The 18,805-nt window shown below is 72.5% G+C and carries 17 protein-coding genes and 1 pseudogene; 10 read left to right on the top strand and 8 right to left on the bottom strand.

Going from position 1 to position 18,805, the window contains the following annotated elements:
- Positions 1–177: 177 nt before the first annotated feature.
- From OTB16_RS01600 to OTB16_RS01615, 4 genes and pseudogenes are all read right to left on the bottom strand, one after another.
- Positions 178–1,878, bottom strand: coding sequence for a coenzyme B12-dependent isobutyryl-CoA mutase large subunit (locus tag OTB16_RS01600; RefSeq protein WP_267717782.1), 1,701 nt, complete (start codon positions 1,876–1,878; stop codon positions 178–180).
- A 108-nt stretch (positions 1,879–1,986) separates the two neighbouring features.
- The gene (locus OTB16_RS01605) at positions 1,987–2,316 is read right to left on the bottom strand and encodes a DUF3817 domain-containing protein (RefSeq protein ID WP_267717783.1); all 330 of its coding nucleotides are present in this window, start codon (positions 2,314–2,316) and stop codon (positions 1,987–1,989) included.
- Positions 2,317–2,388: 72 nt separating this feature from the next.
- Positions 2,389–2,898, bottom strand: coding sequence for a MarR family winged helix-turn-helix transcriptional regulator (locus OTB16_RS01610; protein WP_267717785.1), 510 nt, complete (start codon positions 2,896–2,898; stop codon positions 2,389–2,391).
- 10 nt (positions 2,899–2,908) lie between these two features.
- Positions 2,909–3,921, bottom strand: a pseudogene (locus tag OTB16_RS01615) (MFS transporter); the annotation flags it as partial.
- Positions 3,922–4,095: 174 nt separating this feature from the next.
- On the opposite strand from OTB16_RS01615, the gene OTB16_RS01620 reads away from it, so the two are divergent.
- Complete coding sequence (locus OTB16_RS01620) at positions 4,096–5,094, top strand: ArsR/SmtB family transcription factor (protein ID WP_267717787.1); 999 nt, start codon at positions 4,096–4,098, stop codon at positions 5,092–5,094.
- A 73-nt stretch (positions 5,095–5,167) separates the two neighbouring features.
- Here the strand turns inward: OTB16_RS01620 and OTB16_RS01625 are convergent, their stop codons facing one another.
- The gene (locus OTB16_RS01625; protein WP_267717788.1) at positions 5,168–5,464 is read right to left on the bottom strand and encodes an MTH1187 family thiamine-binding protein; all 297 of its coding nucleotides are present in this window, start codon (positions 5,462–5,464) and stop codon (positions 5,168–5,170) included.
- On the bottom strand, positions 5,461–5,805 hold the full coding sequence (locus OTB16_RS01630; RefSeq protein WP_267717789.1) for a DUF3817 domain-containing protein: 345 nt from the start codon (positions 5,803–5,805) through the stop codon (positions 5,461–5,463). The genes OTB16_RS01625 and OTB16_RS01630 overlap by 4 nt, the downstream gene beginning before the upstream one ends.
- A gap of 185 nt (positions 5,806–5,990) precedes the next feature.
- Here OTB16_RS01630 and OTB16_RS01635 point away from each other — a divergent pair, with 185 nt between their 5' ends.
- The 5 genes from OTB16_RS01635 to OTB16_RS01655 all read left to right on the top strand — a co-directional run bounded on the left by OTB16_RS01635 (position 5,991) and on the right by OTB16_RS01655 (position 9,032).
- Complete coding sequence (locus OTB16_RS01635; RefSeq protein ID WP_267717791.1) at positions 5,991–6,629, top strand: AIM24 family protein; 639 nt, start codon at positions 5,991–5,993, stop codon at positions 6,627–6,629.
- A complete protein-coding gene (locus OTB16_RS01640) occupies positions 6,629–7,279 on the top strand; it encodes an AIM24 family protein (RefSeq protein WP_267717792.1) in 651 nt (216 codons plus the stop codon). Before OTB16_RS01635 ends, OTB16_RS01640 begins: the two co-directional genes overlap by 1 nt.
- Positions 7,280–7,290: 11 nt before the next feature.
- Positions 7,291–8,094 (top strand): AIM24 family protein, encoded by an 804-nt coding sequence (locus OTB16_RS01645; protein WP_267718368.1) that lies wholly within the window; start codon positions 7,291–7,293, stop codon positions 8,092–8,094.
- Positions 8,095–8,219: 125 nt separating this feature from the next.
- Positions 8,220–8,723, top strand: coding sequence for a MarR family winged helix-turn-helix transcriptional regulator (locus tag OTB16_RS01650; RefSeq protein WP_267718369.1), 504 nt, complete (start codon positions 8,220–8,222; stop codon positions 8,721–8,723).
- A gap of 138 nt (positions 8,724–8,861) precedes the next feature.
- Positions 8,862–9,032, top strand: coding sequence for a hypothetical protein (locus OTB16_RS01655; protein ID WP_267717793.1), 171 nt, complete (start codon positions 8,862–8,864; stop codon positions 9,030–9,032).
- A gap of 50 nt (positions 9,033–9,082) precedes the next feature.
- Here OTB16_RS01655 and meaB read toward each other — a convergent pair whose 3' ends face one another.
- Together meaB and OTB16_RS01665 are read right to left on the bottom strand one after the other, a co-directional pair.
- Positions 9,083–10,045: a methylmalonyl Co-A mutase-associated GTPase MeaB gene (gene meaB / locus OTB16_RS01660; protein WP_267717794.1), complete on the bottom strand. Its 963-nt coding sequence runs from the start codon at positions 10,043–10,045 to the stop codon at positions 9,083–9,085.
- Positions 10,046–10,161: 116 nt separating this feature from the next.
- Positions 10,162–11,361: an acetyl-CoA C-acetyltransferase gene (locus tag OTB16_RS01665; RefSeq protein WP_267717795.1), complete on the bottom strand. Its 1,200-nt coding sequence runs from the start codon at positions 11,359–11,361 to the stop codon at positions 10,162–10,164.
- A 137-nt stretch (positions 11,362–11,498) separates the two neighbouring features.
- On the opposite strand from OTB16_RS01665, the gene mce reads away from it, so the two are divergent.
- The 4 genes from mce to OTB16_RS01685 all read left to right on the top strand — a co-directional run bounded on the left by mce (position 11,499) and on the right by OTB16_RS01685 (position 18,804).
- Complete coding sequence (gene mce / locus OTB16_RS01670) at positions 11,499–11,927, top strand: methylmalonyl-CoA epimerase (protein WP_267717796.1); 429 nt, start codon at positions 11,499–11,501, stop codon at positions 11,925–11,927.
- Between the two features lie 182 nt (positions 11,928–12,109).
- Positions 12,110–16,546, top strand: a complete 4,437-nt coding sequence (gene scy / locus OTB16_RS01675) for a polarized growth protein Scy (protein ID WP_267717797.1) — start codon at positions 12,110–12,112, stop codon at positions 16,544–16,546.
- Between the two features lie 195 nt (positions 16,547–16,741).
- Positions 16,742–17,680 (top strand): coiled-coil domain-containing protein, encoded by a 939-nt coding sequence (locus tag OTB16_RS01680; RefSeq protein WP_267717799.1) that lies wholly within the window; start codon positions 16,742–16,744, stop codon positions 17,678–17,680.
- Positions 17,681–17,793: 113 nt separating this feature from the next.
- Positions 17,794–18,804, top strand: a complete 1,011-nt coding sequence (locus OTB16_RS01685) for an ABC transporter ATP-binding protein (RefSeq protein ID WP_267717801.1) — start codon at positions 17,794–17,796, stop codon at positions 18,802–18,804.
- Position 18,805 lies beyond the last annotated feature (1 nt).

Raw genomic sequence — 18,805 nt, forward strand, 5'->3', positions numbered from 1 at the left:
TGCTCCTCTGGCGTCGCGCGTGCCCTGTCACCCTAAGGGCTGCCCCGCGGATCGGCCGGTCGACGGACCGTCGGGCGGGCCGCGCACGACGGCCGGCCGCCGCGCCCCCGTGCGGGCGCCGCGGCCGGCCGTGGCGCCCGGCCCGGAGGGGCCGGCGCGGGGTCGGAGGCCGGGGGGTCAGAAGCCGGGGGGCTCGGTGTAGGTGCCCCACTCCTCGCGCAGCACGTTGCAGATCTCGCCGAGGGTGGCCTCGGCCCGTACGGCGTCCAGCATGGCCGGAATCATGTTCGACCCGTCCCGGGCGGCGGCCAGCATGGCGTCCAGCGCCGACGTCACCTTCGCGTCGTCGCGCCGGCCCTTGCGCGCGGCGAGTTCGCGTACCTGGACGGTCTCCACCTCGTGGCTGACCCGGAGGATCTCCAGGTCGCCGGTGACCGAGCCGTGGTGGACGTTGACGCCGACGACCCGCTTGTCGCCCTTCTCCAGGGACCGCTGGAACTGGAAGGCGGATTCGGCGATCTCGCCGGTGAACCAGCCGTCCTCGATGCCGCGCAGGATGCCCGAGGTGATCGGCCCGATCGGGTGCTGCCCGTCCGGGTGGGAGCGCAGCCCGCGCTCCTTGATCTGGTCGAAGATCTTCTCGGCGTCGGCCTCGATGCGGTCGGTGAGCTGCTCGACGTACCAGGAACCGCCCAGCGGGTCCGCCACGTTGGCGACGCCGGTCTCCTCCATCAGCACCTGCTGGGTGCGCAGGGCGATCTCGGCGGCCTGCTCGCTCGGCAGCGCGAGGGTCTCGTCGAGGGCGTTGGTGTGCAGGGAGTTGGTGCCGCCGAGGATGGCCGAGAGGGCCTCCACGGCGGTGCGCACGACGTTGTTGTAGGGCTGCTGCGCGGTGAGCGAGACGCCGGCGGTCTGGGTGTGGAAGCGCAGCCACATGGACTTGTCGCTCTTGGCGCCGTAGACCTCCTTCATCCAGCGGGCCCAGATGCGGCGGGCGGCGCGGAACTTGGCGATCTCCTCGAAGAAGTCGAGGTGCGCGTCGAAGAAGAAGGACAGCCCGGGCGCGAAGTGGTCCACGTCCATGCCGCGGGAGAGGCCCAGCTCCACGTACCCGAAGCCGTCGGCGAGGGTGTACGCCAGCTCCTGCGCGGCCGTGGCCCCGGCCTCGCGGATGTGGTAGCCGGAGACGGAGAGCGGCTTGTAGGCGGGGATGCCCTTCGTGCAGTACTCCATCAGGTCGCCGATGAGGCGCAGGTGCGGCTCGGGTTCGAAGAGCCACTCCTTCTGGGCGATGTACTCCTTGAAGATGTCGGTCTGGAGCGTGCCGTTGAGGAGGGCGGGGTCGACGCCCTGCCGCTCGGCGGCGACCAGGTACATGCAGAAGGCGGGGACCGCGGGGCCGGAGATCGTCATGGAGGTCGTGACGTCGCCGAGCGGGATGTCCTTGAACAGGACCTCCATGTCGGCGGCGGAGTCGATGGCGACCCCGCAGTGCCCGACCTCGCCGAGGGCGCGGGGGTCGTCGGAGTCCCGCCCCATGAGGGTGGGCATGTCGAAGGCGACGGAGAGTCCGCCGCCGCCCGCGGCCAGGATCATCTTGTAGCGCTCGTTGGTCTGCTCGGCGTTCCCGAACCCGGCGAACTGCCGGATGGTCCAGGTCCGCCCCCGGTAGCCGGTGGCGTGCAGGCCGCGGGTGTACGGGTACTCACCCGGCCACCCGATGCGCTCGAAGCCCTCGTACGCGTCGCCGGGCCGCGGCCCGTAGACCGGATCGACCTCATCGCCGGAGAGCGTGGTGAAATCGGCGTCGCGCTTGCGGGCCTTGTCATAACGGGCCTGCCAGCGGCGGCGGCCCTCCTCGATGGCGTCAGCGTCCATGACTCCAATTTACTAGGACGTCCTAGTAAATGTCGATGGCAAACCCCCGGGGAGTCGCCCGGGGGTGGTTGCGGTTGCGCCTCGGGGGCGGCGGTGGTGCCGGGCCGGCTACGCCTCGGCGGGGGCCATCCGGTCGGCGATCAGCGGCTCGACCTCGGCGCGGACCGTGCGCTCCACGAAGAACGCGGCCAGCGGGATGGTGCCGCTGATCATGATCCAGAGCATCTTGCCGAAGGACCACTTGGCCTTGGAGCTCAGGTCGAAGGCGAAGGCCAGGTAGATCATGAAGAGCACGCCGTGGGCCTGGGACACCACGAAGGTCAGGTCGGCGCCCATGTCGAAGCCGTACTTGAAGACCATGCAGGTGCAGAGCACCAGCAGCATCACGGCGGTCGCGAAAGCCATCACCCGGTAGCGGGTCAGCACACTGCGTTTCATGCCGTCGAGCCTAACCGTCCGCTTTGCGCGATCTTGACCGGGGCCCGGACCGGGGGCCCGGCCCCGTACGGGCTAGCGCTCGTCGAAGTCCGCGGCCGCGACCCGCAGCGGGCGGAGCAGGGCGAAGATCTCCCCGCACTCCTCGGCGTCGTACGCGCCGAGGCCGAAGTCGACCTCCATCAGGTCCCTGGTCGCGGCCTCGACGACCTCGCGGCCCTTGTCCGTGATGGCGGCGAGGGTGCCGCGGCCGTCGTTCGGGTTGGGCCGCTTGTCGACGAGCCCGGACCTGACCAGCCGGTCGACGGTGTTCGTCACCGACGTCGGGTGGACCATCAGGCGCTCGCCGATCTTCGACATCGGCAGCTCGCCGGCCTTGGAGAAGGTGAGCAGCACCAGCGCCTCGTACCGCGCGAAGGTCAGCCCGTACGGCTTGACCACCGCGTCCACCTCGCCGAGCAGGATCTGGTGCGCCCGCATGATCGAGGTGATGGCGGCCATCGAGGGCACCGGACCCCAGCGCTGCTGCCAGAGCTCGTCGGCGCGGGCGATGGGGTCGAAGGGAAGGCTGAGCGGCTTGGGCACGCGTCAGACCCTACCGGGCGGTCGTTTGACGACGGGCTCCGTCTCATACTTCGGCCCCTCCTCCCCCTCCCCCGGGGCCGCCGACCGGAGTTCGGCGAGCAGGAGCAGGACGACGGCCGCACCGAGGATCCCGGAGCCGGCGACGACGGCGTGCACCGGGAGGAACTCGGCGGCGAGACCGGCGAGCGCCATGCCGACGCCCTGGACCGTCATCAGGCCGGCGCCGAGCAGGGTCATCGCGCGGCCGCGCAGCTCGTCGGGGACGGCGTCCACGTACCACTGGTCGAGGCCGAGGGTGTGGGCCTGGGCCAGCCCGGCGAGCAGCAGAGCAGCGAACACGGCGTACGGGCCAGGGCGGACGGCGTACACGAGGAGCGGCAGCGGCGCGACGGCGGCAAGCGGGGCCACGATCCGCGAACGCGTTCGCGCGGTGAGCGCGGCCCCGGCCCAGAGCTCCCCGGCGATGGTGCCGACGGGCAGCGCGCACATCAGCAGCCCGAGCGCGACGGTGCCGGCGCCGATGCCGTGGGCGTACGGGGCGAGGAGCGCCTCGGGGACCACGACGAAGGCGGGCGGCAGCCAGAACAGCAGGGTGAGCGCGCGCAGCCGGCGGTTCCCGAGGACGGCACGCAGACCGGCGAGCGGCGAGGTGCGGTCGGCGGGGGCGCGGGCGGGGCGGGCGCGGGTGCCGAGCCCCAGCAGGAGCGCGGAGCCGAGGAACCCGGCGGCCGTGAGGGCGATGGCGCCGCGCGGGGCCAGCACGGTGAGGAGCAGGCCGCCGAGGCCGAAGCCGATGAGCTGGGCGCTCTGGGCCACCATGCGCAGGAGCGAGCGGCCGAGGACGAAGGGGTCGCCGGAGCCGAGGATGTCGGCGAGGGAGGCGCTGCGCGTGCCCTGGAACAGCGGCGCGACGAAGGCCATGGCGCAGCGGAGCACGAGGAGCAGGGCGACGGGGGTGCCGGGCAGGGCCATGGCGGCGGCGCAGGCGGCGCAGACCAGGTCGCACCCGACGAGCGGTGCGCGTACGGAACGGGCGCGGGCACAGGCCCGGGCCCGGGAACGGGACACGGGAACGGGCCCGGGAACGGGCACAGCCCGGGCACGGGAACAGGCACGGGAACAGGCACGGGAACAGGCACGGGCACGGGAACAGGCACAGGCACAGGCACAGGTCCCGGTACGGGAGGAGTCGGCGGCGTGGGGTTTCACTTCCGGTTCGGGCCGGGTGACCTGCTGCGGTGCCGGTTCTCCCTCTCCCCCCGCTGGGAGACCCAGGAAGCGGTACGGGTCCTGCTGTCCCCGCACCGGCAGGCGTACCACCTCCCGTGGCTCCGGCAGGCGCGGGATGCCGCCGAGAAGCTGGACCTGCGTCCGCTGTGGCTGCTGATGCCCCGCGCCGGGCACCATCCGGACTTCCTCAGTCCGCCGCCCCTCGGGCCCTCCGTCACCTTCGAGGAGGAGATGGCGCGGGTGCGGGCCGCCGACCCCGAGGCGGCCCGTGAGGACCTGCGGCTCTCCCTGGTCTGCACCCCGGGCGCCCTGGAGAGCGACGCCGGGCAGCGGATGATGGCCGATCCGGCGCGCGCCGTAAGGGAGTTGGCGGACCTCACCGAGCGGGCCTGGCAGGCGCTGGTCGAACCGCACTGGCCGCGGCTGCGCGCCCTGCTGGAGGCCGACATCCTGTTCCACTCCCGGCGGCTGGCGGCGGGCGGGCTGGAGGCGCTGTTCGACGGGCTCCACCCGGACCTGCGCTGGTACGGGGAGAGCGACACCCTGACCATCGAACGGCCCGCTCACCACCACCGGGCCCTGGACGGGCAGGGGCTGCTGCTGATGCCGAGCGCGTTCGTCTGGCCGCAGGTGGTCGGCGGCTACGACCCGCCCTGGCAGCCGACGCTCGTGTACCCGGCACGGGGCGTCGGCGGGCTGTGGACCGCCCCGGCGGGTCCCGCCCCGCGGGCGCTGGCCCGGCTGCTGGGCGCGGTCAGGGCCGACGTGCTGTGCGCGCTGGACGAGCCGGCCTCCACCACGGCGCTGGCCCACCGGCTGGGCCTGGCCCCGTCCACGGTCTCGGCGCACCTTGGAGTGCTGCACGCGGCGGGCCTGCTGGTCTCCGCCCGGCACGGCCGCCAGGTCCTGTACGAGCGCACCCCGCTGGCCATCGCCCTCACCGCGGGCGAGCCTGGCGCCCGCTGAACGGGCCGGGCTCACGAAGGACCGGGCTCACGAAGGACCGGGCTCGCGATGCGCCGGCCCGCGATGCGCCGCCTCAGCCCTCGGCGAGGTGGCGTTCCACCGTCTCGACCTTCGAGGTCATGCCGTCGCTGACACCGGGCCGGATGTCGGCCTTGAGGATGAACGAGACCCGGGGCGCCCGTGCCTCCACGGCGGCCACCGCGCGCTTGACCACGTCCATCACCTCGTCCCATTCACCTTCCACCGTGGTGAACATGGCGTCGGTGCGGTTGGGCAGGCCCGACTCGCGCACCACGCGGACCGCGTCCGCCACGTACGCGCCGACCTCTTCGCCGACGCCCAGCGGGGTCACCGAGAACGCGACGATCATGCCTTGGCCGCCTCGCGCGCACGGGCCGCCAGCACGCTGTCCGCCTCGTCCCGCTTGAGCAGCTTGTCACCGTAGAGCCCGCCGAACGGGATCAGCGAGAGCACGAAGAACAGCGCGACCTTCTTCAGCGGCCACTTCGCCTTGTGCCACACGTCCAGCAGGAAGATGACGTAGATGACGAACAGGATCCCGTGGAGCGCGCCGAGCGGCGGCATCAGGTAGTCGATGTCCGTCGTCCTCTTCAGGAGCGAACCGAAGATCAGCAGGGCCGGGAACGACAGCGCCTCCGGTACGGAGATGAGGCGCAGCCGGTGCAGGGCGGAGGCGGTCTTGATGTCCACGTGGAACCTTCGGGGTGGAGGCCAGGGTCCGTCCCAGTGTCTCAGCCGCTTTGCGGGATCTTGACCCGGGTACCCGTCTCCGGGACGTCTCCGGGACGCTTCCGGGACGTCACCAACGCCGCAGTGTGGCGTATATCGGCCACCAGGCCCTTCTCGGGCACGGTCGCTGCGGATAACGTCATCCCGTGGCTCAGTTCCGACTCCAAGGCAGCAAGGTGCTCGCCGTCGACCTGACCGGGGACGCCGTCAAAGCGAAGAACGGCTCCATGGTCGCGTACGACGGCCAAGTGGCCTTCAAGAAGATGACAGGCGGCGGCGAAGGCCTCCGCGGAATGGTGACCCGGCGGCTGACCGGCGAGCAGATGACCGTGATGGAAGTGCAGGGGCACGGCACCTGTTTCTTCGCCGACCGCGCGAGCGAGATCAATCTGGTCAACCTGAGCGGCGAGAAGCTCTACGTCGAGTCCAGCAACCTGCTGTGCACCGACGCGGGCCTGCGCACGGGCACGACCTTCACCGGTCTGCGCGGCGCCACGTCGGGCAACGGCCTGTTCACGACGACCGTCGAGGGCTCGGGCCAGGCGGCGATCACGTCCGACGGCCCGGCCGTGGTGCTGCGCGTCAGCGCCCAGTACCCGCTGTCCGTCGACCCGGGGGCGTACGTCGCGCACACCGGGAACCTCCAGCAGTCCTTCCAGTCGGGTGTGAACTTCCGCACGCTGATCGGCGAGGGCTCCGGGGAGGCGTTCCAGATCCGCTTCGAGGGCGAGGGCCTGGTCTACGTGCAGCCCAGCGAGCGCAACACCGTCGGGGGCGACGTCTGATGCCGTTCCGCGAGATCAACTCGAAGATGGTGGAGGCCCAGGTCCTCCCCGGGCAGAAGATGTACAGCCAGCGCGGCGCGATGCTCGCGTACCGCGGCGACGTCTCCTTCACCCCGAGCCTGACCGGCGGCCAGGGCGGGGTCATGGGCATGATCGGGCGCCGGGTGGCGAACGAGCAGACCCCGCTGATGTCGGTCGACGGCAGCGGCACCGTGATGTTCGGCCACGGCGGCCACCACATCCAGGTGATCAACCTGACGGGCGAGACCCTGTACGTGGAGGCCGACCGGCTGCTCGCCTTCGACGGCACCCTGCAGCAGGGCACGATGTTCATGGGCTCCCAGGGCGGGGTCATGGGCATGGTGCGCGGCCAGGTGTCGGGCCAGGGCCTGTTCACCACGACCCTCAAGGGGCACGGCTCGGTCGCCGTGATGGCCCACGGCGGGGTCATCGAGCTGCCCATCACCCCCCAGCGCCCGATCCACGTGGACCCGCAGGCGTACGTCGCCCACCACGGCGAGGTGCGCAACAAGCTCTCCACCGCGCTCGGCTGGCGCGACATGGTGGGGCGCGGCTCGGGCGAGGCGTTCCAGCTGGAGCTGTCCGGCCAGGGCGCGGTGTACGTACAGGCCTCGGAGGAGAAGCTGTGAACTTTGGCCCCGTGACGGGCGGACCCGGCGGGCCGACGGTCTTCGACCCGTACACCCTCCCCTCCGACGACAACGTGAACCCGTACACCTTCTGCGTGGAGCTCAAGGGGAGCCAGTGGTTCCTGCAGAAGGGCAAGATGATCTCGTACTACGGGAGCATCGAGTTCAACGGCATCGGCAACGGCCGCTTCGACCGGCTGCTGCGCACCAGCTTCCATTCGCCGCTGCACGCCGCCGACTGGGTGGTGGCCGAGGGCCAGGGCAAGATGCTGCTGGCCGACCGGGCCTTCGACGTGAACTCGTTCGACCTGGACAACGGGAACCTGACGATCCGCTCGGGCAACCTGCTCGCCTACCAGCCCACCCTGGCGCTGAAGCAGTCGATCGTCCCGGGATTCCTGACGCTGATCGGGACGGGCAAGTTCGTGGCGGCGTCCAACGGGCCGGTGGTGTTCATGGAGCCGCCGCTGCGCGTGGACCCGCAGGCGCTGGTCGGCTGGGCGGACTGCCCCTCGCCGTGCCACCACTACGACCACGCCTACATGTCCGGTGTGATGGGCGGGCTGCGCTCGCTGACGGGCGTCGGGGGCACCTCGGGCGAGGAGCACCAGTTCGAGTTCGTCGGGGCCGGAACGGTGCTGCTGCAGTCGTCCGAGATGCTGATGGCGGAGAAGGCGGTCGGCACGGTCGGCGCCGGCGCGGCCACGGGCAACGCCCAGGGGGTCCCCGGAGCCGGGCAGGGTCCGCTGGGGCAGGTGGGCGTGCCGCGGATGCCGGGGCAGCTGGGTGATCTCCAGCGCCGCTTCGGACTGTAGGTCCCCGCCCGGGACCGCGGCTCCCCAACCCGGCCGGGAACCGCCCCGGCCTCGCCCCGGGCCCGTCCCGGACCCCATCTTTGTACGCAATTCAACTTCTTAGGTAGAGTTCATTCATGGAGACCATGGAGACCCAGACGGCCCCGACCCCTCGGACCCCGTCCGAGGAGACCCCCTGGCTGACCGACGCCGAGCAGTGCGCCTGGCGCACCCACCTGGACGTCAGCCGGCTGCTGATGCACCAGCTGGAGAAGGACCTCCAGCCCTTCGGCCTCACGAACAACGACTACGAGATCCTCGTGAACCTCTCGGAGTCGGACGAGAACCGGATGCGGATGAGCGACCTCGCGACCGCGACCCTGCAGTCCAAGAGCCGCCTCTCGCACCAGATCACGCGCATGGAGGCGGCCGGCCTGGTCCGCCGGGTGAACTGCGAGTCCGACCGCCGCGGCCTGTTCGCGGTGCTCACCGACGAGGGCATGGAGACGATGCGCAAGGTCGCCCCGCACCACGTGGCGTCCGTCCGCCGGCACTTCATCGACCTGCTGCCGCCGGAGGCCCTCGCGGCGCTGCGCGCCTCCCTGCGCCCGGTCGCCGAGCACCTGCGGGAGAACCGCGGGAAGGCCTGATACGGGGCCCCGCGCAAGTCGGGGCTCCGATCGCCGGGCCGGGCGACGGACCGGACCATGGTCGGTACGCCCGCCGCCGGCGGGGTGCGCGCCGAGCAGCCGTAAGCGCGCGCCGGCCGGCCTGAGGAGGTCCAGCCCATGAAGCGCACCGCGTACCTCGCGACGGCCGCATCCGTGGTCCTGATGTTCGGAGGCCCGGTGGCGACCGCGGCAGCGGCAACCGCCGACACACCCCGCCCCGGACACCCGTCCGAGGCGGGTCCGGGGGGCCGCGCACACCCGTGGCGGCCCCGCCCGGACGGCTCCTGAGAGGCTCCGGAGCAGCTCTCCGTCCCCGCAGCCGGGTCTCAGGCGGGGGCTCAGCCCTCCGTCAGGCTGTCCAGCAGCGCGTCCGCCGCCGCGTACGGGTCCAGCTCGCCGGCGGCGACCCGTACGGCCAGCGCGTCCAGCCGCGCGTCCCCGTGCAGGTCCGCGAGCCTGGCCCGCAGGGCCGTGATCGCGATGGTCTCCACCTCGCGCGCGGCCCGCGCCGCGCGCCGCTCCGCCAGTACGCCCCGCCCGTCCATCCACGCCCGGTGCTTCTCCAGCGCCTCGACCAGCTCGTCGATGCCCTGGCCGCGGGCCGCGACCGTCTTGACGATCGGCGGCCGCCAGTCGTCCCGGCCACGGGCCTCGCCCAGGCCGAGCATGTGGTTCAGCTCCCGGGCGGTCGCGTCGGCGCCGTCCCGGTCGGCCTTGTTGACCACGTACACGTCGCCGATCTCCAGGATCCCCGCCTTGGCGGCCTGGATGCCGTCGCCCATGCCCGGGGCCAGCAGCACCACCGAGGTGTCCGCCTGCGAGGCGATCTCCACCTCCGACTGCCCGACCCCGACCGTCTCGACCAGGATCACCTCGCAGCCGGCCGCGTCCAGCACCCGGATCGCCTGCGGCGCCGCCCACGCCAGACCGCCCAGGTGCCCCCGGGTGGCCATGGACCTGATGTACACGCCGGGGTCCCCCGCGTGGTCCGACATCCGCACCCGGTCGCCGAGCAGCGCGCCGCCCGAGAAGGGCGAGGACGGGTCCACGGCGAGGACGCCGACCCGCTTGCCCGCCTTGCGGTAGGCGGAGACGAGCGCCGAGGTCGAGGTGGACTTGCCGACGCCGGGCGAGCCCGTCAGCCCCACCACGTACGCCCCGCCCGTCAGCGGCGCCAGCGCCGCCATCACCTCGCGCAGCTGCGGGGACGCCCCCTCGACCAGCGAGATCAGCCGGGCCACCGCTCTCGGCATGCCCTCACGCGCCTGGGCCACCAGCTGGGGGACGTCCACCGCCGTCATACGTGCTGCACTCCTCGGTTCTCGCTACGGGTACGGGTACGGGGTTACGGGTTCGGGTACGAACCCGTACGGCGGGGACGCGGGCCGGGGATCCGGGCCCCGCGTCCGTACCGTTCCTACCGGGGGACGCGCACGATCAGCGCGTCGCCCTGCCCGCCGCCGCCGCACAGCGCGGCCGCGCCGACCCCGCCGCCGCGGCGCTTCAGCTCCAGCGCCAGGTGCAGCACCACGCGGGCACCGGACATGCCGATCGGGTGGCCGAGCGCGATGGCGCCGCCGTTCACGTTCACCTTTTCCGGGGTCACGCCGAGGTCCTTCATTGACTGCACGGCGACCGCGGCGAAGGCCTCGTTGATCTCGATGAGGTCCAGGTCGGAGACTTCCAGGCCCTCCTTGCCCAGCGCGTGCCGGATCGCGTTGGACGGCTGCGACTGCAGGGAGTTGTCGGGACCGGCCACGTTGCCGTGGGCGCCGATCTCGGCGAGCCACTCCAGGCCCAGCTCCTCGGCCTTGGCCTTGCTCATCACGACCACGGCGGCCGCGCCGTCGCTGATCTGCGAGGACGTACCGGCGGTGATGGTGCCGTCCTTCGCGAAGGCCGGGCGCAGCTTCCCGAGGGACTCCGCCGTGGTCTCCGGGCGGATGCCCTCGTCCTGCGAGAAGACCACCGGGTCACCCTTGCGCTGCGGGATCTCCACCGGGGCGATCTCGGCCTCGAAGACGCCGTTCTTCTGCGCCGCGGCGGCCCGCTGGTGGGAGGTGGCCGCGAACGCGTCCTGCGGGGCCCGCTCGATGCCGAGGCGGGTGTTGTGCTTCTCCGTGGACTCGCCCATCGCGATGTTCTCGAAGGCGTCGGTGAGGCCGTCGTAGGCCATCGCGTCGAGCATCTCGATGGCGCCGTACTTGTAGCCCTCGCGCGACTTGGGCAGCAGGTGCGGGGCGTTGGTCATGGACTCCTGGCCGCCCGCGACCACGATGTCGAACTCCCCGGCGCGGATGAGCTGGTCCGCCAGCGCGATGGCGTCCAGGCCCGAGAGGCACACCTTGTTGATGGTGAGCGCGGGCACGTTCATGGGGATGCCGGCCTTGACGGCGGCCTGGCGGGCGGGGATCTGGCCCGCGCCGGCCTGGAGCACCTGGCCCATGATCACGTACTGCACCTGGTCGCCGGAGATCCCGGCCCGTTCCAGCGCGGACTTGATGGCGAAGCCGCCGAGGTCGGCGCCCGAGAAGGACTTCAGCGATCCGAGCAGCCGGCCCATGGGCGTGCGGGCCCCGGCGACGATCACTGAGGTGGTGTTGTTCGATCCGGACATGAGGCACAGCCCCTTGAGGATGAGGAGTGAACGAGGGTTTACCTGAATGTACTGAGCGGTACCGGCGGCGTCACCGGGCTGTCGGTGTGATCGCTGGCACGTTGCGTGACCACCCCCCGGGGCGGTGCACTGGTCCCATGCTGACAAGGATCGACCACATCGGGATCGCCTGCTTCGACCTCGACAAGACCGTCGAGTTCTACCGTGCCACGTACGGATTCGAGGTGTTCCACACCGAGATCAACGAAGAACAGGGCGTGCGCGAGGCCATGCTCAAGATCAACGGGACGTCCGACGGCGGCGCCTCGTACCTCCAGCTCCTGGAGCCCACCCGCGAGGACTCCACGGTCGCCAAGTGGCTGGCCAAGAACGGCGAGGGGGTCCACCACATCGCCTTCGGCACCGAGGACGTCCTCGGCGACTCGGAGGCCATCCGCGGCAAGGGCGTCCGCGTGCTCTACGACCAGCCCCGGACGGGCTCGATGGGCTCCCAGATCACCTTCCTCCACCCCAAGGACTGCGGCGGCGTACTCACCGAACTCGTCACCTCCCACCCTGAGCACTGATGTCCCGATTCCCCGGCCGGTACAGTGGCCATGGCTCGGCCGGGGTTTCGGTGCGGAGACGGGGTCGGGGCCTGTGACCCCTGCCCCGGTATCTGACACCATTCCCCGGGGGCGTCGTTCAGCGGGCGGACGATGCTCATTTGGGAGTGAGCTTGCGACCAGGGGACGGATGGGACCGCGCTGTGCGGGGCTACGAAAGCCAGGAGAGCCATCAGGCGGAGGCCGACCATCTCTCGCTCTTCGAAGCCGAGATGGAGCGGCTGAAGAAGGAACGCGGGAAGGCCGTCCAGCACGCCGAGGACCTGGGATACCAGGTCGAGGTGCTGCGCGCCAAGCTCCACGAGGTACGCCGGTCTCTGGCGTCCCGCCCCGCCTACGACGGCGCGGACATGGGCTACCAGGCGGAGCAGCTGCTCCGCAATGCCCAGATCCAGGCCGACCAGATGCGCTCCGACGCCGAGCGCGAGCTGCGTGACGCCCGGGCCCAGACCCAGCGCATCCTCCAGGAGCACGCCGAGCACCAGGCGCGCCTCCAGGCCGAACTGCACGCCGAGGCCGTCAACCGCCGCCAGCGCCTGGACCAGGAGCTGGGCGAGCGCCGCCAGACCGTCGAGGCCCACGTCAACGAGAACGTGGCCTGGGCCGAGCAGCTGCGCGCCCGTACGGAGTCCCAGGCCCGCCGGCTCATGGAGGAGTCCCGCGCCGAGGCCGAGCAGTCGCTGAACGCGGCCCGCGCCGAGGCCGCGCGCGTCGCCGAGGAGACCCGCCGGCGGCTCGCGGAGGCCTCCGAGGCCGGCCGCGCCGAAGCCGAGGCCACGCTGCTGCGCGCCCGCAAGGAGGCCGAGCGGCTGCTCGGCGCCGCGTCCGCGCAGGCCCAGGAGGCCACCGAGCACGCGGAGCGGCTGCGCTCCTCCACGTCCGCCGAGGCCGAGCAGACCCGGCAGCAGACCATGGACCTCGGCCGGGTGGCCGAGGTCCGCGTGCAGGAGGCCGACAGCGCGCTGCGCGAGGCCCGCGCCGCCGCGGAGAAGGTACTCGCCGAGGCCAAGGAGAGCGCGGCCCGCCAGCTCGCGTCGGCGGAGTCCGTCAACGAGCAGCGCACGCGCACCGCCAAGGAGCAGGTCGCCCGTCTCGTCGGCGAGGCCACCAAGGAGTCCGAGATCCTCAAGGCGGAGGCCGAGCAGGCGCTCGCCGACGCCCGCCGCGAGGCCGAGCGGCTGCGCTCCGAGGCCGGCGAGCAGGCCCGTACGGCCGCGGCCGAGGACACGGCGGCGCAGCTGGCGAAGGCCGCGCGGACCGCCGAGGACGTACTGAACAAGGCCTCGGAGGACGCCCGCGCCACCACCCGGGCCGCGTCCGAGGAGGCCGAGCGGATCCGCCGCGAGGCCGAGTCGGAGGCCGACCGGCTGCGCCTCCAGGCGGCGACCACGGCGGACGAGCTCAAGGGCGCCGCGAAGGACGACACCGAGGAGTACCGGGCCCGCACCGTCGAGCTCCAGGAGGAGGCCCGGCGGCTGCGCGGCGAGGCGGAGCAGCTGCGCGCCGAGGCCGTCGCCGAGGGCGAGCGGATCCGCGGCGAGGCCCGCCGCGAGGCCGTGCAGCAGATCGAGGAGGCGGCCCGGACCGCCGAGGAACTGCTCGGCAAGTCCCGGGCCGACGCGGACGAGGTGCGCGGCAGCGCCACCGCCGAGAGCGAGCGGGTCCGCGGCGAGGCCGTGGAGCGGGCCACCACCCTGCGCAAGCAGGCCGAGGAGACCCTGGACCGGACCCGCGCCGAGGCCGACCGGCTGCGCGCGGAGGCCGAGGAGCAGGCGGAGGCCGTCCGCGCCGAGGCGGACGCCGCGGCCCGTGCGCGGCGCGAGGAGACCGAGCAGGCGCTCGCCGCGAAGCGGGCGGAGGCCGACGAGGAGCTCGTACGGCTGCACACGGACGCCGAGGGCCGGCTGACCACGGCCGAGCAGACGCTCCGTGACGCCCGCACGGCGGCGGAGGGCATCCGCCGCGAGACCACCGAGGAGGCCGACCGGCTGCGCGCCGAGTCGGCGGAGCGCATCCGCACGCTCCAGACGCAGGCCGAGGCCGAGGCCGACCAGCTGCGCGGCGACGCGGCGGACGACGCCGGGCGGGTGCGCGCGGAGGCCGAGCAGATCGCCGTGCGGCTGCGCGCCGAGGCCGAGACCGAGGCGGAGCGCGTGCGCTCCGAGGCGCGGGAGACCGCGGACCGGCTGCGCGCGGAGGCGAAGGCCGCGGCCGAGCGGGTCGCCGCGGAGGCCGCCGAGGCGCTGGCCGCCGCGCAGGAGGAGGCGGCCCGGCGCCGCCGGGAGTCCGAGGAGACCCTGGCCTCGGCGCGGACCGACGCGGAGAGCGAGCGGGCCCAGGCCCGCGAGGAGAGCGAAGAGCTGCTGGCGCAGGCCCGCAAGCGTTCCGAGGAGGCGCAGGCCGAGGCGGTCTGGCTGACCGAGGAGGCGGAGCGGCGCGCGTCGGAGGTCGTGGCGGCGGCGGAGGCCACCGCCCAGCAGGTACGGGACTCCGTGGCCGGGCTGCACGAGCAGGCCGAGGAAGAGGTCGCCGGACTGCGCAGCGCCGCCGAGCACGCGGCGCAGCGGACGAGGACCGAGGCCGAGGAGGAGGCGTCGCGCGTCCGCGCCGACGCCCACGAGGAGCGCGAGCGGGCCACCGCGGACGCCCTGCGCATCCGCACCGAGGCGCGGGCCGAGACGGACGCGGCGAAGGCCCTGGCGGAGCGCACGGTCGGCGACGCGATCGCCGAGGCCGAGCAGCTGCGCACCGACACCGCCGAGTACGCGCAGCGGGTGCGTACGGAGGCCACGGACGCCCTGGCGGCCTCCGAGCGGGACGCGGCCCGGACCCGGGCGGACGCCCGCGACGACGCCAACCGGATCCGCGGCGAGGCGGCGGAGGCCCTGGAGGCGTCCCGCGCCGAGGGCGCGTTGATCGCCGCCGCGGCGACGGCGGCGGCGGAGCTGGTCACCGAGGAGACCCGCGCGGCGAACGCCGTCACGGTCGGCGAGGCCGAGGCCGCGGCGGAGGCGCTGCGCACCGAGGCCGCCACGACAGTGGACGAGGCCCGCGCCGAGGCGAACCGGCTGCGCGGCGAGGCCGCCGAGCAGGCGGACCGGCTCATCGGCGAGGCGGCGTCGGAGGCGGAGAAGCTCACGGCGCAGGCCGCCGAGACCCTGGCAGGCGCCGAGCGCGACGCGACGCGGATCCTGGTGGAGTCCCGTACCGAGGGCGACCGGCTCGTCGAGGAGACCCGCGCGGCCAACGAACTCACCGTCGGCGAGGCCGCGGCCGAGGCCGAGCGGCTGCGGGCCGACGCGGCCCGGACCCTGGACGACGCACGGGCGGACGGCGGCCGGATCATCGGCGAGGCCACCGCGGAGGCGGACCGCGTCACGGCCGCGGCCCACGAGACCCTGGCGGGCGCGGAGCGGGAGTCCGAGCAGACCCGGGACGAGGCGCGCGCCGAGGCGAACCGGCTGCGCGGCGAGGCCGCGGAACAGGCGGACCGGCTCGTCGCGGAGGCCACGGCGGAGGCTTCGAAGCTCACCGAGCGGACCCGCAAGGACAACGAGCGCACGGTCGGCGAGGCCGCGAACGAGGCCGAGCGGCTGCGCGCGGAGGCGGCGCAGGCGCTGTCCTCGGCGCAGGAGCACGCGACGCGTACCCGGTCGGAGGCCGAGCGGGTCAAGGCGGAGGCGGCGAACGAGGCCGAGCGCATCCGCTCGGAGGCCCGTACGGAGTCCGAGCGCGTGCTGGACGAGGCCCGCGAGGAGGCCAACAAGCGCCGCAGCGAGGCCGCGGAGCAGGTCGACCGGCTCGTCACCGAGGCCTTGGCGGAGGCCGAGAAGGTTACCGTCGATGCCCGGAAGCAGGCCCTCGCCGCCACCACGGCGGCCGAGGAGCAGGCCGACGCGATGGTCGACGCGGCCCGCAAGGAGGCGGCGCGCATCACCTCGGAGTCGACCGTCGAGGGCAACTCCCTGGTGGAGAAGGCCCGTACCGACGCGGACGAACTGCTGGTCGGGGCTCGTACGGACGCGTCGGCCATAAGGGAGCGGGCGGAGGAGCTGCGCGGCCGGGTCGAGGCGGAGGTCGAGGAGCTGCACGAGCGGGCCCGCAGGGAGTCGGCCGAGCAGATGAAGTCGGCCGGCGAGCGCGTGGACAAGCTGGTGCGGGCGGCGACTGAGCAGAGCGTCGAGGCCGAGGCGAAGGCCAAGGCGCTGGTGTCGGACGCGAGCAGCGAGGCGAGCAAGGTCCGCATCGCCGCGGTGCGCAAGGCCGAGGCGCTCCTGAAGGAGGCCGAGCAGAAGAAGGCCGAGGTGTCCCGCGAGGCCGACAAGACGCTGACGCAGGCGAAGGCGGAGGCCGAACGGCTCGTCGACGAGGGCCGCCGCGAGCTGGAGGTCCTGGTGCGCAGGCGCGAGGACATTCAGGCGGAGATCTCCCGTGTCCAGGACGTTCTTGAGGCGTTGGAATCATTCGAGGCGCCTTCGGGCGGCGGGAAACCCGCGATCGGCGGCCAGGGCGCGGGGGGCGTGAAGGCCGGAGCGGCAGCCGGATCGACTCGTTCGGGTGGCAAGACGTCAGAGGGCTAGCCAAGGCGCCGCGATGTGTGCTCCTGATGGAGGTTCAGGCGAACGAGTGACAAGCATTCTGTCGCCTTGCCACTCAAAAGGGGTGTCATTGTCCGGATCAAACGCGGATTGACTCGATGACACGCCGTCCGGGCGCCTAGGATTCCCCTTAACACCTCACGTAGCACCTCATCGGTCTCATTCGACAGGAACCCCATGAGCGACACTTCCTCCCCCTTCGGCTTCGAGCTCGTGCGGCGTGGTTACGACCGCGGTCAGGTGGACGACCGCATTACCAAGCTGGTCTCCGACCGCGACAGCGCCCTTGGACGTATCAACTCTCTGGAAAAGCGGATCGAGGAACTACACCTCGAGACGCAGAACGCCCAGGCCCAGGTGAACGACGCCGAGCCGTCGTACGCCGGCCTCGGCGCCCGGGTCGAGAAGATCCTGCGGCTGGCCGAGGAGGAGGCGAAGGACCTTCGCGAGGAGGCCCGTCGCGCGGCCGAGCAGCACCGCGAGCTGGCCGAGTCGGCCGCCCAGCAGGTGCGCAACGACGCCGAGTCGTTCGCCGTCGACCGGAAGTCGACGGCCGAGGACGAGGGTGTCCGGATCGTCGAGAAGGCGAAGGGCGACGCCTCCGCCCTGCGCACCGAGGCCCAGAAGGACGCGGCTTCCAAGCGTGAGGAGGCCGACGCGCTCTTCGAGGAGACCCGCGCCAAGGCCGCTCAGGCCGCAGCGGACTTCGAGACCAACCTGGCCAAGCGCCGCGAGCAGTCGGAGCGCGACCTGGCCGGCCGTCAGGCCAAGGCGGAGAAGCGCCTCGCGGAGATCGAGCACCGCGCGGAGCAGCTGCGCCTGGAGGCCGAGAAGCTCCGTACGGACGCCGAGCGCCGCGCCCGCCAGACCGTGGAGACCGCGCAGCGCCAGGCCGAGGACATCGTCGCCGACGCCAACGCCAAGGCCGACCGCATCCGCAGCGAGTCCGAGCGCGAGCTGGCGGCGCTCACCAACCGCCGCGACTCGATCAACGCGCAGCTGACCAACGTCCGCGAGATGCTGGCGACGCTGACCGGTGCGGCCGTCGCGGCGGCCACCCCGATCGTCGACGACGAGCCGGTCTCGCGCGGGGTTCCGGCGCAGCAGAGCCGCTAGTACGCCGCTGTCCACGCGCGGACGGCGCGCACGATGCGTCATTGTGATGTCTGAGGGTCGTACGTCCCCTGTTCGAGGTGACGTACGGCCCTTCGGCGTTCTAGCGTGGCCGCATGATCGAGCTTGAGGGCCTTACGAAACGATTCGGCGCGAAAACCGCCGTGGACCACCTCAGCTTCCAGGTCAGACCGGGGGTGGTGACCGGCTTCCTCGGCCCCAACGGGGCGGGGAAGTCCACGACCATGCGCATGATGCTCGACCTCGACAACCCGACCAGCGGAACGGTCCGGATCGACGGGAAGCACTACCGGGAACTGCCGGAACCGCTGAAGTACATCGGGGCGCTGCTGGACGCCAAGTCCATGCACGGCGGCCGCACCGCGTACAACAACCTGCTGTGTCTGGCCCAGTCGAACCGGATCCCGGAGCGGCGGGTCGCGGAGGTCCTGGACCTGGTCGGGCTGACGGCCGTGGCCAAGAAGAAGTCGAAAGGATTTTCGCTGGGGATGGGGCAGCGGCTGGGAATCGCCTCCGCGCTGCTCGGGGATCCGGAAATCCTGATGTTCGACGAACCCGTCAATGGTCTGGACCCCGAGGGAATTCTCTGGATCCGCAATCTGATGAAGGGTCTGGCCTCGGAGGGGAGGACGATCTTCGTCTCCTCCCACCTGATGAGCGAAATGGCGCTGACCGCGCAGCATTTGGTGGTCATCGGACAGGGCAGGCTGCTGGCGGACCTGTCGATGGCCGATTTCATCCAGCAGAACTCCCGCAGTTACGTCCGGCTGCGCTCGCCGCAGCAGGAACGGCTCAAGGACGTCCTGCACGAGGCCGGCATCAGCGCGGTCAGCGTCCCGGCGACCGGCGCGCTGGAGATCGACGGCGTGGAGTCGGAGCGGCTCGGCGAGCTGGCCGCCCAGCACCAGATCGTGCTGCACGAACTCAGCCCGCAGCGGGCTTCACTGGAGGAAGCGTTCATGCGCATGACAGCGGACTCCGTCGAGTACCACGCCCATGCCCCGGGCGCCCCTGGCGCGGTCGGCTCCGCCGACAACCCGGCCCGGCCCGCCGACGTCCCCGCCTGGGGCGCCGGCTTCGAGGCGAAGCGCAAGGGTGGTGAGTGAC

The organism is Streptomyces antarcticus (assembly GCF_026627255.1).
In the GTDB taxonomy this organism is placed as follows: domain Bacteria; phylum Actinomycetota; class Actinomycetes; order Streptomycetales; family Streptomycetaceae; genus Streptomyces; species Streptomyces antarcticus.

What these genes read in the sequence shown, in the direction of transcription:
- OTB16_RS01600 (WP_267717782.1), bottom strand. Translation starts at nt 1,878, where the DNA reads ATGGACGCTGACGCCATCGAGGAGGGCCGCCGCCGCTGGCAGGCCCGT.
- OTB16_RS01605 (WP_267717783.1), bottom strand. Translation starts at nt 2,316, where the DNA reads ATGAAACGCAGTGTGCTGACCCGCTACCGGGTGATGGCTTTCGCGACC.
- OTB16_RS01625 (WP_267717788.1), bottom strand. Translation starts at nt 5,464, where the DNA reads ATGATCGTCGCGTTCTCGGTGACCCCGCTGGGCGTCGGCGAAGAGGTC.
- OTB16_RS01640 (WP_267717792.1), top strand. Translation starts at nt 6,629, where the DNA reads ATGCCGTTCCGCGAGATCAACTCGAAGATGGTGGAGGCCCAGGTCCTC.
- OTB16_RS01650 (WP_267718369.1), top strand. Translation starts at nt 8,220, where the DNA reads ATGGAGACCCAGACGGCCCCGACCCCTCGGACCCCGTCCGAGGAGACC.
- OTB16_RS01655 (WP_267717793.1), top strand. Translation starts at nt 8,862, where the DNA reads ATGAAGCGCACCGCGTACCTCGCGACGGCCGCATCCGTGGTCCTGATG.
- meaB (WP_267717794.1), bottom strand. Translation starts at nt 10,045, where the DNA reads ATGACGGCGGTGGACGTCCCCCAGCTGGTGGCCCAGGCGCGTGAGGGC.
- OTB16_RS01665 (WP_267717795.1), bottom strand. Translation starts at nt 11,361, where the DNA reads ATGTCCGGATCGAACAACACCACCTCAGTGATCGTCGCCGGGGCCCGC.
- mce (WP_267717796.1), top strand. Translation starts at nt 11,499, where the DNA reads ATGCTGACAAGGATCGACCACATCGGGATCGCCTGCTTCGACCTCGAC.
- OTB16_RS01680 (WP_267717799.1), top strand. Translation starts at nt 16,742, where the DNA reads ATGAGCGACACTTCCTCCCCCTTCGGCTTCGAGCTCGTGCGGCGTGGT.
- OTB16_RS01685 (WP_267717801.1), top strand. Translation starts at nt 17,794, where the DNA reads ATGATCGAGCTTGAGGGCCTTACGAAACGATTCGGCGCGAAAACCGCC.